The organism is Campylobacter blaseri (genome assembly GCF_013201895.1).
In the GTDB taxonomy this organism is placed as follows: domain Bacteria; phylum Campylobacterota; class Campylobacteria; order Campylobacterales; family Campylobacteraceae; genus Campylobacter_B; species Campylobacter_B blaseri.
Genome location: NZ_CP053841.1, coordinates 698981 through 713957, shown reverse-complemented (window position 1 = coordinate 713957; position 14977 = coordinate 698981). Strand labels below are relative to the sequence as shown.

The 14977-nt window shown below is 26.2% G+C and carries 14 protein-coding genes; 2 read left to right on the top strand and 12 right to left on the bottom strand.

Going from position 1 to position 14977, the window contains the following annotated elements; translation table 11 throughout:
• Window position 1: 1 nt before the first annotated feature.
• Window positions 2-814, bottom strand: a complete 813-nt coding sequence (pgp3, locus tag CBLAS_RS03690; RefSeq protein WP_106870279.1) for a peptidoglycan metallopeptidase Pgp3 — start codon at window positions 812-814, stop codon at window positions 2-4.
• A 109-nt stretch (window positions 815-923) separates the two neighbouring features.
• Between pgp3 and CBLAS_RS03685 the strand changes: the two genes are divergently transcribed.
• Entirely contained in the window at window positions 924-1613 is a 690-nt protein-coding gene (locus tag CBLAS_RS03685) for a lipid-binding SYLF domain-containing protein (protein WP_106870277.1), read from the top strand.
• A 66-nt stretch (window positions 1614-1679) separates the two neighbouring features.
• The gene (locus tag CBLAS_RS03680) at window positions 1680-2606 is read left to right on the top strand and encodes a sugar transferase (RefSeq protein WP_106870275.1); all 927 of its coding nucleotides are present in this window, start codon (window positions 1680-1682) and stop codon (window positions 2604-2606) included.
• 35 nt (window positions 2607-2641) lie between these two features.
• Here CBLAS_RS03680 and CBLAS_RS03675 read toward each other — a convergent pair whose 3' ends face one another.
• The 11 genes from CBLAS_RS03675 to CBLAS_RS03625 all read right to left on the bottom strand — a co-directional run bounded on the left by CBLAS_RS03675 (window position 2642) and on the right by CBLAS_RS03625 (window position 14976).
• Entirely contained in the window at window positions 2642-3388 is a 747-nt protein-coding gene (locus CBLAS_RS03675) for a glycosyltransferase family 2 protein (protein ID WP_106870272.1), read from the bottom strand.
• A gap of 17 nt (window positions 3389-3405) precedes the next feature.
• Window positions 3406-4587, bottom strand: a complete 1182-nt coding sequence (locus tag CBLAS_RS03670; protein WP_106870270.1) for a nucleotide sugar dehydrogenase — start codon at window positions 4585-4587, stop codon at window positions 3406-3408.
• Between the two features lie 209 nt (window positions 4588-4796).
• Window positions 4797-5225 (bottom strand): glycosyltransferase family protein, encoded by a 429-nt coding sequence (locus CBLAS_RS03665; RefSeq protein ID WP_106870268.1) that lies wholly within the window; start codon window positions 5223-5225, stop codon window positions 4797-4799.
• Window positions 5222-6304, bottom strand: a complete 1083-nt coding sequence (wecB, locus tag CBLAS_RS03660; protein ID WP_106870266.1) for a non-hydrolyzing UDP-N-acetylglucosamine 2-epimerase — start codon at window positions 6302-6304, stop codon at window positions 5222-5224. Before wecB ends, CBLAS_RS03665 begins: the two co-directional genes overlap by 4 nt.
• A complete protein-coding gene (locus tag CBLAS_RS03655; protein WP_106870264.1) occupies window positions 6301-7413 on the bottom strand; it encodes a glycosyltransferase family 4 protein in 1113 nt (370 codons plus the stop codon). The genes wecB and CBLAS_RS03655 overlap by 4 nt, the downstream gene beginning before the upstream one ends.
• A gap of 300 nt (window positions 7414-7713) precedes the next feature.
• The gene (locus CBLAS_RS03650; RefSeq protein ID WP_162296612.1) at window positions 7714-8673 is read right to left on the bottom strand and encodes a hypothetical protein; all 960 of its coding nucleotides are present in this window, start codon (window positions 8671-8673) and stop codon (window positions 7714-7716) included.
• Between the two features lie 311 nt (window positions 8674-8984).
• Window positions 8985-10334 carry a polysaccharide deacetylase family protein gene (locus CBLAS_RS03645; protein ID WP_106870260.1) on the bottom strand — a complete coding sequence of 450 codons (1350 nt, stop codon included), beginning with the start codon at window positions 10332-10334 and terminating at the stop codon, window positions 8985-8987.
• A complete protein-coding gene (locus tag CBLAS_RS03640) occupies window positions 10331-11311 on the bottom strand; it encodes a methicillin resistance protein (protein ID WP_241517571.1) in 981 nt (326 codons plus the stop codon). The genes CBLAS_RS03645 and CBLAS_RS03640 overlap by 4 nt, the downstream gene beginning before the upstream one ends.
• Window positions 11295-11843 carry a hypothetical protein gene (locus tag CBLAS_RS03635; RefSeq protein ID WP_106870258.1) on the bottom strand — a complete coding sequence of 183 codons (549 nt, stop codon included), beginning with the start codon at window positions 11841-11843 and terminating at the stop codon, window positions 11295-11297. Before CBLAS_RS03635 ends, CBLAS_RS03640 begins: the two co-directional genes overlap by 17 nt.
• Window positions 11844-11887: 44 nt before the next feature.
• Window positions 11888-13687, bottom strand: a complete 1800-nt coding sequence (asnB, locus tag CBLAS_RS03630; RefSeq protein WP_106870256.1) for an asparagine synthase (glutamine-hydrolyzing) — start codon at window positions 13685-13687, stop codon at window positions 11888-11890.
• Window positions 13675-14976 (bottom strand): lipopolysaccharide biosynthesis protein, encoded by a 1302-nt coding sequence (locus CBLAS_RS03625; protein WP_106870253.1) that lies wholly within the window; start codon window positions 14974-14976, stop codon window positions 13675-13677. Before CBLAS_RS03625 ends, asnB begins: the two co-directional genes overlap by 13 nt.
• Window position 14977: the final 1 nt, after the last annotated feature.

The window sequence follows — 14977 nt, the reverse complement described above, 5'->3', positions numbered from 1 at the left end:
TTTAACCAAATAAAGCGTAGTTTATAACATCTATAAACTTTAGTGGATTTACATTATTTCCATTTACAACCATACCAAAGTGTAAGTGCGGTCCAGTAACTCTACCAGTTGAGCCACTAAGTCCTAAAATTTCACCTCTTTTAACACTTTGTCCAACTTTAACGTAAATTTTACTCATATGATAATATTGCGAATAAACTCCGCCTCCATGGTCAATTACCACAGAACCTCCAGCATAATATCTATCTTTTGCAATTTTTACAACCCCATCATTGCTAGCTTTTATCTTAGTTCCCTCAGCTGCTCTAAAATCTGTTCCAGAGTGGTAGCTTTTCAAACTTCCATTAAAAACCCTAGCATTTCCATAGTCTGATGTGATTTGACTATCCATTGGATATATAAATTTAGAATCAAATAAAAACTCATCACTCCTTAAAGCATATATTGCATAAGCCTCATCTCTTTCTTTTTTTATCCTTTTTAAAACCTCTTTTGGTGGGCTAACTTTGCTATTGCTAACTTTTAAAGTCTCCTGCTTGTATTTTCCTTTAATTAGTTTAAATTCAATCACTTGTTCATTGCCATTTATAAAATGTTTCACAACAATATCATTTTTTGCTCTATAGTTTGCTGAGACTAAAGCTATTTTTTCATCTTCGTTTATAGGATTAGTTATCCATAGCTCTTTTTTACCATTTACATAAAGTTTGCCAACACTATTTTTATCAATTTTTAAGACCTGAGTTTCCCCGTTTATAATTTCATTTGATACCAGACTAGTGAGAAAAACTAGCAAAATTAAAAGTTTTTTCATGTTTTTCCTAAATTTTTAAGTTTTTATAAAGATTTTAACCTAAATTTAATACTAAAATCAAATTTTATTGTTATAATATTATCAAAATTATATTTATAAAGGGTAAAGTATGAGAAAACTACTTCTAGTCTTATTTTTTTGCTTATACGCAAATGCAGATGTTTTTCAAAATCAACAAGTTTATGCTGCAGCAAATGTGATTAACTCTTTTGGTTGCGAAGCAAACAAAACAATTTCTGAAAAATACATTAAAAATGCAAAAGCAGTTGTTGTTTTAACAGATGTTGTAAAAAGTGGCTTAATTGCGTCTGTGCAAAGTGGAAATGGTATATTTTCCATGAAAGATGAGAATGGCGACTGGACATCACCTATAATGGTAAGATACAGAGGTTTTGGAGCTGGCTTACAAGCTGGGTATCAATCAACTGATATAGTTATGCTTTTTCAAACAAGTAAATCTTTTAGAGATCTTTTCAATGGCCAAGACACTTTAGAACTTAATGCTGGTGTTAGCTTTGTTGAAGGAAAAAGTGCTGGGGTAGCAACTGATTTACCAGAAGTTTCAGCTTGGATGGTAAGACCTGGGGAAGTTACTGGAATTTATATAGGTGCAAGTATTGACTTTGGTAGATTAACAATAGATGATCAAGCTACAAACGATTATTATGATAGAATTTTTACATATGATGATATTTTAAATGGTTCACCAAAAGACTCAAAATACACTAGAGTATTAAAATCTAGTCTATCTAAAAATCTAGGCAAAGAGAGAATTTACGGAACTTGTAACATAAAATGAATTAATTTCTATAAAAAAAGAATATAAATTTGTTCTTTTTTTATAGATAAAATTTAAGGGTTATTGATGGTTTTTTTAGGTAGAAAGTATAAATTTCATAAATTTGAAATAGATAAATTAAATAAAAAATTTAAAGAAATTACTATCATTAAATATACAGATAGAGATGAAAATGAAGTTTTAGCTGAACTAGACAGCAAGATACAAAATAGCAAAAAAACACTACTTGTGCTTAACACAAAAGCTAAAGTTGGAGATAAAATCATACAATACCTAACCAAACAGAAACTAAAACCAGATAAAAAATTAAAAATCATAACCATTGAACACTTTATGGAAAAATATCTATTTAAATGCTATATACCAGATAGCCATACTGAGTTAGACTATCTAGAGGATATGAAGCCATATAATATTTTTGAGTATATCTTAAAAAGAGCTGTAGACTATATTGGAGTTTTTTGTTTGGCTTTGCTCTCTTGGCCTATAATGCTTTATGCAAGAAAAAAGATAAAAGAAGAATCCCCTGGCACTAGTATGTTTAAACAATTAAGAGTTGGTAGGAATGGAGAGCTTTTTAGATGCTACAAATTTCGCTCTATGGATATAAATTCACATCATGACCCATATACTAGAGAAAACGACTCAAGAATTTTTCCATGGGGTCAAACTATGAGAAAAACTAGGATTGATGAACTACCACAACTAATAAATGTTTTAAAAGGCGATATGCATTTTATAGGACCTAGGGCTGAATGGAATATCTTAGTAGAAAAATATGAAAAAGAGATACCCTACTACCATGAAAGACATCTTGTAAAACCAGGAATTACAGGCTGGGCACAAGTAAAATATCCATATGGAAAAAATATAGAAGATACAAAACAAAAACTAATGTATGATTTATACTATATAAAGCATTGGAACATCTTACTTGAATTAAAAATAATATATAAAACAATTTTAGTTGTTTTAAGTAAAAAAGGAATTTAGCAATCAAAGAATATTACAAATCTCTTTATATTTTTTTATTTATATTTTTTTACACCATTATACGCATAAAAAATAAAATAATATAAGCTTTTAAAGATATTTAAATTTTCCACTTTCCTGTATATTTTCCACTGTTGTTTAGCCGCCCTAATTTTATTTGAAGAAACTGAATTTTCTACTATCCTATACATTGCTAATGGTTCTAATATTCCTTTAGAATATTTTATTTTTTTAAAAATTTTTAACCAAGTTGCATAATCTTGCCCTTTAGGGATTAAAGGCATAAAAATTTTACCTATTTTTTCTATATCATATATAGCAGTTAAACACCCAACACTGCAAGTTTTTAGCATAGTATTATAATTAATATATTCTTTTGTTTTAAATTCTCCTATATTTTTTCCATCTTCACTTATTATATAATATGATGAATATGTAAAAGCTAAACCATTTTCTTTCATAAAGTTTATTTGTCTTTCTAATTTTTGAGGAAGCCATAAATCATCCGAGTCTAAAAATGCTATATATCTACCTTTAGCAACTTCTATTCCTTTATTTCTCGCAATAGCTGGACCACTATTTTTATCTAGTTTTATAAGATTTATACGATTATCTTTTTTTACATAAAATTCAATAACATGATTGGAATCATCCGGAGAACAATCATCAACTATAATCATTTCCCAATTTATATAAGTTTGACTTAAAACTGAATTAATAGTCTCTTCTATAAATTTTTTAGATTTATAAGAAGGTGTTATAATTGAAACCAAATCATTCATGAAAAATTTCCCTAAATTTAACTATCACTATTAAACACATCTCTTGTGTATATTTTATCTTTTACACCACTTAGTGTATTTTCCATTCTATTAGTAACTATAATATCAGAAATCTTTTTAAACTCATCTAAATCTTTGATAACTTTTGAATTAAAAAATAGATCTTCATTTAAATTTGGTTCATATACTATAACTTCAACACCTTTTGCTTTTATTCTTTTCATTATACCTTGTATTGCAGAACTTCTAAAATTATCTGAACCACTTTTCATAGTAAGTCTATAAACTCCAATAATTTTAGGATTTTTTGATAATATATCCTCAGCTATAAAATCCTTTCTAGTTCTATTTGCATTTACTATAGCTTCTATCATATTTGAAGGAACATTTTGATAATTTGCTAAAAGTTGTTTAGTGTCTTTAGGAAGACAATATCCTCCATAACCAAAGCTTGGATTATTGTAATGATTTCCTATTCTTGGATCTAAACACACACCTTCTATTATTTGTTTTGTATCTAGGCTATAAACTTGTGCATAAGAATCTAACTCATTAAAATAAGCTACTCTCATAGCAAGATAAGTATTTGAAAAAAGCTTTATTGCTTCTGCTTCAGTAGAGTCTGTAAAAAGAATGTCTATATTTTCTTTTATAGCACCTTGTGCCAGTAAACTTGCAAATATCTCAGCTCTTTTACTTCTTTCACCAACTATTATTCTACTTGGATATAAGTTATCATATAGTGCTTTACCTTCTCTTAAAAACTCAGGAGAAAAAATAATATTATCCACATTAAACTTTTTATTTATCTCTTTTGTATATCCAACAGGAACAGTTGACTTTATAACTATGGTTGCTTTTTTATTTATCTCTAAAATATCCGTAATTACAGATTCAACTGATTTTGTATTAAAATAGTTTGTTTTAGGGTCATAATCAGTTGGTGTGGCTATTATAATATAATCAGCATCCATATAAGCCTCTTTTTTGTCTAAAGTTGCTTTAAAATCTATATCATCTCTTAAAAGATACTCTGAGATTTCTTTATCTTCTATCGGAGATATTTTTTTATTTAAGAGTTCTATTTTTTGTGGGACTATGTCTAAAGCAATTACTTTATTATATCTTGATAAAAGCATACTATTTGACAAGCCCACATAGCCTGTTCCTGCTATTGTTATTTTATATTGTTTGTTCATTATTACCCTCTTTTTCTGAATATTTTAAGTACTTAAATTTATTATCCTAGTTCTTTTATAATAAAATATAAATATAATAATTATAGTTTTGTATAATTTATTTTTCAATATATATGATATTGTAATCTTTTTTGACAACTATAATATTTTAATATAATTATTTTTCCATAATTTATTTTTTATACTCCAATATAATTCAACTATAAATACTAATATTTCTGTTGCCAAAACCATAAATGCCATATATCTCTAATTTCATATATTAATTTTGATTTATAAAATTTTGATATGAGCCAAGAAGGCAAGATAGAAAAAGGGGCTATAGGTGAAACTATTATTATATCTGGCTTAGATAATTTTAAGGGCAAAAAAAAGCATTTAAATGCAAATAAAAACCACTTTAAAACTCTTTTTTTACTATGTGCATTTCCATATTTTGGCATCTTAAGCCATAAATATTCAACTCCATCTATAAATTCTATATTTTTTGTTGGCAATTTTTCAAGTAGATGTGAATAAGATGAGCTTATTATAGTTACACTATGTTCATTTAAAAATTCTTTTGCCAAATAATAATGCCTAAATTCCATTCCATGATATTGACTTCCGGCATATTCATTTATTATCCAAATATTCATTGCATAAATCCCAACAACTCTTTTACTATATTTTCACTAGCTTTTCCGCCACCATATAAATTTAAAGGCAAATTTTCATCTTTAAATTTTACCACATTTTTGTAAGCATTTATGATTTTTTCTTTATTGGCACCTGTTAGTGTATTTGCCCCACATTCAACTAGCTCAACCCACTCAGTTTCATCCCTTAATGTTATACAAGGTTTTTTGAAAAAATATGCCTCTTTTTGAAGGCCGCCGCTGTCTGTCATAACAAAACTACAATTATCAATAAGCCAAACCATCTCTAGGTATCCAACTGGCTCTATTATAGTTAGATTATGAGTATTTATATTTAAATTAGTAAGCATTTTTTTTGTTCGTGGATGAAGTGGTAAAATTATTTGTATATCTTTTGAAATTTGATTTAAAGACTCAAATATATTGGTTAACTTTTTCACATCATCAGTATTTTCTGCTCTATGGATGGTGCAAAGTATATAATCGCTTTTTATATCATAGCTTGGCTTTGTTGCAAAATTTCTATAAAACATAGCACCATCTTGCATAACATCGCCAACTTTATAAATTTCTTGTCTAAAATTTAAAGTATTAAATGGAAAATTCTCATTTTTTAAATTCTTAACAGCTGTATCTGTAGGACAAAACAAAAGATTGCTAACTCTATCTGTAAGTATTCGATTTACCTCTTCTGGCATTTGCATATTAAAACTTCTAAGCCCTGCTTCAATATGAACCAATTTAATATGAAGTTTTGAAGAAACAATAGCACCTGCTAAAGTTGAATTTGTATCTCCATAAACTATTATAAAGTCAGGGTTTTCTTTAATGGCAACCTCTTCAATTTTCTCTATCATTTGACCAGTCATAGCACCATGGCTTTTCCCGCCTATACCTAAAAAATAATCAGGTTTTTTAATCTTCATCTCATCAAAGAAAATATCACTCATATTGGTATCATAATGCTGTCCAGTGTGGACTATAACCTCTTTTATATCGTTATATTTTGAAATCTGTCTTGAAACACTACCTGCTTTTATAAACTGTGGTCTTGCACCCAAAATTGTTAAAATTTTCATCTTAATATATCCTCATAAATTTTAAAAAGTTTTTTTTCTTCAATGTTCCAATTGTATTTTTCTAAAATAGCTTTTTTGCCATTTTTGCCCATTTGTTCTGCCTCTTGAGGATTTTTTATAATATATTCAATAGCATCAGATATCTCTTTTGGGTTTAATGGGTCTACACAAATTCCACAACAATTTTTTTCAACTATATCTTTCCATAATATAAAATTAGAAGCAATTACAGGAACCCCTGCACTCATATATTCAAACATTTTATTTGGCTGGGAATCAGTGTGGTTTGGTAAAGAATGGAAGGTTACCAACCCTGCTTTTGAGCTTGCTAATATATTTGCAACTCCAACTCTATCCAAAAATCCTGTTTCATTTATATTTTTCCAGCCATCATATCTTTTAACTTCATCTTCAACACTTTTTTCACTAAATGTGCCAACTAAATTCAGAATTATTCCATCTAAACTTTCCATAGCCCTAACTAGCTCTTTTATCCCTCTTATCTCTGATATCCCACCTATATAGCAAACTTCATCTTTTTTTAATTCCCAAGAAATTTCATTTGAAAGCTCTCCTAAAATAGGAAAATTATTTATATCTATGCTGTTTTTATTTATTTTTAAAAATTTGTCTCTTATATATGGTGTTGCAGTAACGATTGCATCAAATTTTTTACAACTATATTTTTCGTAAATTTTAAAAATATTTGAAAGCACTATTTTTGCAAATTTGTTTAAATATGGTTTTCCAAGAATTTGCTTGGGAACATCTTCATGAGAGTCAAAAATTACTTTTTTGCCAAGTTTTTTTAATTTTAGTCCAATTGGTATAAGCTCTGGGTCGTGAAGATGATATATATCGCTATCAAGCTCTTTTGCTTTTAAAAATACCTTTTTAACAGTTTTTGTCATACGAGCAACCCTACCCCCTGTTTTACTACCAACATCAATAATATTTACATTATTTTTAACTTCATTACCTTTGCCATCTGCAACAATTAAACTAACTTTAAAATCACTAATTTTAGCCAATGATGAGCACATTTTAACAAAAATACGAGTATCATATCTTTCATGAGCTGATGTTAGATGTGTTATTTTAGCTTGCATTTAATTTCCTTAATTTTATAAAATAAAATTTTACTTAACATCTTACACTTTCATAAATTATTTTAAAATTATCACAAAATCACCTATTTTTAAAGCTTTTTTAATAATTTCTTCATAATTATTAAGCTTAGATGGTATAAAAAAATCACTATAAATTATATTTTTTATATTTTTTTATTTTTACATCCTATACAATATATGATTTAGCAATATAATTTCTTATAATACGCTTTATATTATTTTACTTTTATATGCTTATAATATATTAAATTAATTATTATATTTCTTATATATTTAATTTTATATTTCCAATCTAAATTTTCCAAATTTTAAAATATATTTTTTTGCATCATAAAAAAATAAAATCAAAATTGCAACCAAAAGACCATGCGTAAACAAGGTTGTAAAAAAATCAGAAGATGTATATAATGTTAACAAAGGAATAAATAACATAGACATATAAAAGTATTTTAAATATGACTTTGCTAATAAATTTATTATATTCATTATAATGATTCCAAACATTGTATATGAAAAAACTCCAATAACCCCGCATTGAGCATAACCAGAAGCTAAAAAGCCTGTATTGGCTCCCATTTTTGGATATCCAAGATACTCTCCTATAACATGTGTCATTTCAAGGTCGTAAGGATATGTAAAAAATGATTTTAATATACTATTTGACCAATAAATATAATCATTATTTGAAAAAAAATCTAAATATGTAAAATTTAAATGAGCAGGAACAATTAACAATCTTCTTATTATTAAAGATTCAAAAATATTATTATTAAAAACTGCTCCCATAAATATACAAATACTTATTAATAAAAAAAAAGATACTATAATAATGCTACTAGTATTTTTAAAGATATATAAGAAATAAAAGAATAGAATTAGTATTAAAGCTTCTAAAGTGCTTTTATGTCCAGAAAACATAAAAAGTAAAATTATAAAAATGAATGAAATTATAATCAACATTTTATTCCGTTTTTCAAGACTCCATAAGAGAAATATAACACTAAATATCTTAAAAGTCCAGCTATTTAGATAACCAAATATTCCAGAAAATGAACTAGCACCAAATGAACTTCTATGTATATAAACATCTTCAAAATTTAATACAACATTTCCACCTGTTGTTAGGTAAAAATTTATAATTGTAACCAATATAGCCATTAATGAAATTAAAATTAATGTAATTTTTCCAAGAGGATATTTTTTAACATTAATACTTTTTGAGTCAAATGTTAATAACACAATTAAGATAAAAGGAATTATTAATAGCAATAAAAAATAAAAATTTTGGCTATGAAATGTATAAATTATTATATTTGGTAAGCACCATAATAAAAATATAAAAATATAAAAATCATACATATATAAATTTCTTTTAATATATATTAATATATATATTAATATATATATTAGCCAACCAACTATATATAAATTTATATCAAAATTATAATTAAACCCCATATACTCATAATTTTCAAATACAAAAAATATGTATTCATAATCTAATATTAGCTTAATGGATACTAAAATTATAAATTCAAAAAAAAATTTTTTCATGCTATCTCAATTATTGCACTTTCGTATGAAACATTATATTCTCTCCATTCACATACATTAAAACTACTATTATGCCATAAAAAGACAAATTCTCCATTATATTTTTTCGTTTTTTTTATTAATTTTAAAATTTTTTCAGTCATTAGTGTACTATTCATATTTTTTTGTTCTTTTAAACTTCCATCCATTACAATTAACGGCTTTTCTTTTAGATTAAGTTTTTTTTGTGTTAATACATTAAAAACACTATATGGATAGCAAACACCACATCTAAAACCTTCTTTGTCGGCATAACCAAGCGTACTATCCCACTGCATCTCATTATCCTCCCAAATCTGCCAAGTATTAGGAAGTTCAAATCTTAAATAGTGTTCTCTGCCAAAACTAATTTTAACTCCAAAATTTTCTTCTAATTCTTTTTTTTCATTTTTGAATTGTGATTTATCATTATATGCATTATATGTTGGATGTATTCCTATATAGTGTCCTCTTGATTTAATTTTATTAAATAGTTCAACAACTATTTTATCATCTGTTTTATATCTATTATCAAAATTAGTTAAACCTTCAGCCATAAAGAAAAAATAAGACTTTGTTCCTATTTTTTCACTTACATTCATTAAATAATCAAATGTATCATATGGATCATTGACTATTTTTATTCTAACTTTAATGTAGTACAAAATACTTTTAAAAAATTCTTTAAATGATTTTCTTAAAATAATATCCCCACATAAATGCCTAATAAATTTTTTAGGTGTATCCCATTTATAAATATGGTCTACATCATGAGTTAATATAAATTCAAATTTTCTTTTTTTAAATTCCAATTCTTCATCTAAACCTATCATCATATTTTTTAACATTTCTAAGTATTCATTCACTACAGGTCTATCTAAAAATCCTTGCTTGTAAGCCAAACTTTCATATGCTGGAAATCTATCATGAGAGTCTCTATTTTTATTTACATACTCCTCCCAGCGAGTAAGCATAAAAAAACCAGATGCAAAGATATCTATACCACAAACTATCTCATCATTAAAAACTTTTATATCAGAACTTCCATAAATCATAGGAATATCTTCTTCAGCTAAAAATTTATTTGTCACGAATTCAACTTTATCTGGTATGTTTTCGAGCTTTAAATATTCTAACTCATTTGGGAATTTATTAAAAAAACTATCTTTAAATTTTATTTTTTTACCATTTTCAAGCTCTATTTGCCAAAACTCAAAATCTTTTTTATACTCTAAGATATACTCTAACCCTAAAAATTCATTGAATATTATATCAAGGATATATTTTCTTTCTTGTTTATTATTATCTGGTGTTACAATTTTTATCATTTAACTATCTCTTTAATAAGCTCTCGAATTTTTAAAATTTTAGAATTAGTTTTTGTAATAGTAAAATATGGAACTTGAACTGCACCAAAGCTTCTTCTTACAGGCTCTACTTTCTCCATCATGCTACCAAAAAAATCAAACACATCAACAAATTGAGATACATATTTTATAGACTCATAAATAAGTAAACTATCAGCTCCGCTATTACGAAAATTAGGATTTATACAAGTTAATATATAATAAGCACAACAGCTATCCCACATAATAAACAAAGCAGAATGTATATTTTTTTCATCATCTATTGCATATATAGCTCTTCCGGATTCATTCTTATATACAGAATGATAAATTTTGCTAAATAATTCTTTAGAAAAGCTTACATTTTTGTACATTTTTTTCTGTAATTCATAAAATTGATTAAAATCTAAATCAAATTTAACATTAATTTTATTTTGATTTTTTTTAATATCTTTTCTTCTTGAATGAGAAAAATTATTAAAAATTTGCTCTATGTCTTTTATATTATATAATCTATAAGTATAACGAGTGGTTTGATTAAAACCTTTCCAATAAAAAGGCAACCAATTAGAGTTATTGGAATGAATATTTTGACAAAAATAATCGAATTTTGGTAATTTATCTATAAGTTCTGAAATTAATTGATTTTCCCAAGAAATTCTTTTATAGTATGATTGATTTTCTGGATATTTAATATGCACTCCAATCTGCTGAGTAAGTGTTGGCATATGTATTAATTTAAATATATATTTATATGTAATTCTATAAGGGAAACTTGCCACAATATTATTATTTTTTTCGACTAAAGCAACATCCCAATCATCCTCACCACAAACAGCATCTAACCACCAATCTTTACTAAAAATAGGAATATCTTTTTCTTTTTTACAAAATTCTCTATACTTTTCTTTGTTTGTCATATTATTTTCATCTCTTTTTAAATTATTTTTTATTTTCATATTTAACAAATTTTATTCCTAATATTATTAGTACATGTATTTTATATAGTTCACAAAATCCCACTTTTTTTGCTCCTTTTAAAGATGGTATATTTTTTTCATTTATGGCTATTAAAATTTTATTTAACTTATGTTCATTACAAATTACAGAGAGAACATGCGGGTAAATATTTTGTCCTCTTGCCTCTAGCGATGTTTCACAATAATGAATAAAAATTTCATCTTTCTTTAACTTATATGAGCTTGCAAAATGGGGATAAACTATCTGTTCATTGAACTTAACCCAACTTCTATGAACGCATTTATCATTTAAATATGCAAAGTATCCTTTGTCGCCTATATTTAAAAAATTTTCAAATATTTTGATGTATCTTTTGTCTTGGAAATTCAAAATATCTTTTAGATTATCATATGTAGCATACTTTATTTCTACCTTGGAAATTTGATTTTGAAATTGTTCTAAAAAAAATAAAATAATAGTTTCATTAACATACAATCTAGTTTTAATATATTTTAATATTCTTTTAAACAATACAGCATATCCTTTTTAAAATTATAATATTTCACAATGAAAATTTATTTTTCTAAAAATAAATTTTCAAACTCTACAATATTTAAATATCTTATTAATTTTACTATATTTGTATTTTTATCTAGCTCTTGTTTGATATTTAAATTTAGAGCTAACTCTTTAACTAATGATGAACTTTCAACTTTTTGTATAAACCACTCTTTTAAATTTCCCTTAAACCAGTAATTCTCAGGAATAGGCCAACCCATTTTGTCTCTTCTCCAAGTTATTTCATCTGGCAATTTACCATCAAAAGCAACTCTTGCGATATATTTGGTCCAGCCATTTCTCATTTTATAACAAGCTGGAACCGAAGCTAAAAATTCAACCAATCTATAGTCCATAAAAGGCATACGAGATTCTATACTATGAGCCATTGAAATATGATCAGAATAGTGTATTAAAGTTATTAATTTTGTATTTATATCATTTGCAAGTTTTTGATTTAAATTAAACTCAAAGTCTCTTTTGAAAAAAAATTTAATAATTTTTTTTGTAAATATATCACCAAATATTTTTCTAAAAAGACCTATTATAATACCTATATTAACATATTTACTTGCATTTGGTATTTTAAACCAGTATTTAGTTTCTTTAATCATATTAAAAATATCTAATGAAACCATATAGTTTATTAAGTATGATAAATACCCACCTAGTTGCTCATCTGCACCTTGACCATCTAAAGTAACTTTTACATCAGTTTGAGATACAAGCTTAAATGTATACCACCCAGACATACAGGTACCTTCTGGTGGGTTTTCCACATACCAAATCATTTTTGAATGTTCTCTTGGCACATCTTTTTCTTTTGGCTCTATTTGGTTTGAGTGAACATTTAGATAATTTGCAACTTTATCTATAAACTCACTTTCATCACAATATTTTGTTTCAGCACTTTTATACACACTAGAAAATGTTTCCTGCAAGTCTTCTTTTCCTTGTTCTTTCAATAGTTTATTTACTAGATAAACAATAGAACTACTGTCTAGCCCTCCAGACAAAGCTGAACCAACTTTAACATCAGCTCTTAGTCTTATCCTTACTGCATCTTCTAAAAGTTCATAATATTTTTTGGCATATTCTTTTAATTTTTCTTCATCAAAATTTTCATTTGACAAATTTGGTTTCAACCTCCAAAATTTTATTTGAACAAAAGAATTTATTATATCTTCAAATTTACCTTCAAAATAAGATGAAAAATCAAACCTATAAATATTTTCAAAGGCTGTTTCTTTTGTATACTCTTTGCATCCATATTTTACATAATCTTCTAAAAAAGTTATATTTGGAGAAGTTTTTACTTCTGGATGGGTTAAAATAGCTTTTATCTCAGAAGAAAAAATAAAAGTATCTTCATTTTTATAATAATAAAAAGGTTTTTTGCCAAATCTATCTCTAGACATAAAATATTTATCTTCCTGTTTATCATATATAACAAATGCCCACATACCATTAAATTTATCTAGACATTTTACACCCCAAGCATCATAGCTTGCCATAATTACTTCTGTATCTGTGTGACTTTTAAATTCATAGCCGTTTGCTTCTAATTCATTTTTAATCTCAATGTAATTATAAATTTCACCATTATATGTTATAACATATCTATCGATGTATTCCATAGGTTGATGACCAGCTTCACTTATATCAATTATTGAAAGTCTTCTATGTCCAAAAATAAAATTTTTACCATAGTAATATCCAAAACCATCAGGACCACGATGTATTAAAGTTTTTGTCATAGCTTCAATAACTTTTTTATTAAGTTTATTCTTGCTTATTATTCCAGTTATTCCACACATGTTTTATTTTTATCCTTATTTATTTTATCCATTTTTTTAACTGTATTTATTATTATATATAAATATGCTGAATAGAAAATATATTCATGTATAGTAAATAATAACAAAAATAATTCAAGATCAATTTTATTAAATATGAAAAACAAAAAAAACAAAAATGTAGAGATTAAATAGGAAATTTGCCATATAGCTATCTTGTGAAGCTCCATTGTAACAGAAAAAGAAATACTCAAAGGAGAGACGATAAAGGTTATAAAAAATATAAGTGCTAAATATTGAGCAATTTTGCCAGAGACTGCCCAATTGCTACCAAAAATAAATGTAAATAAATATGGACTAGAAATGAACAAAATTAAACTTGCAAAAAAAGATATTATCGTTAATTTTTTTATAGTTTGAATAAGCAATGCAAAACCATCTTCTTTATTTTTTTCCCTCGATGATAATGTTTGAAAAAAAACCTGGGAAATAGATTTTGATATAATTCCAGCTGGAATAGATATAACCCTTTTGGCTATAGCAAAATGACCTGCTATGGATAAGTCAAATATTTTTGGCAACATTAAATACGGTAATTGTAAAGCACCAGTATCTGATAATGTTGATGGTATTCCATAGACAACAAATTTTCTATACTTTTTTGCCAGAGCTATTATTTTTGGTTTTTTTACACTATTAAGTAATTTTTTCTCTTTTGTAATATTTAAAAATAGCTTAGTATTCGCAAAGAATTGAGAGATGATGTTTCCCCCTATTAAACCAGATGGCCCTTGTTTTAAAAAACCTATAATAAGTTGAGCTATAGCCATAACTATTGACTTTATTATCGTCGCCTTAGTTAAATCTTTATAGTATTTTTTTCTATTATTAAAATAATTTAAAACGTTCCATAATCCTATTAAAAGTATAGATAATGGTACAAAATATAGCCAAAAACCTATGGCTTGATTATTTAACTTTTCTACGATATATCCATGTAACACAATAATTATAATTAAAAAAACTAAAGATATAGAAAGGGTTATCAAAATACCTAAAGCAACTAAATTTATAGCATCTTCATCTTTTTTTGGAAGCATTATAGCTAACTCATAGCGACCATTTGCAATGCTCCCTAAGATTGATGTTATAGCTACAAATATAGCAAAAACCCCAAAATCTTCAGGAGTATATATCCTAGTAAGTATAGGGCTTATAGCGACGGGTATAGCTTGAGCTATCGTAGTTCCTGTCATTAGGGTTAAAACATTTTTAGTAAATTCCGATTTTGGTTTTAATTTATTTAACAAA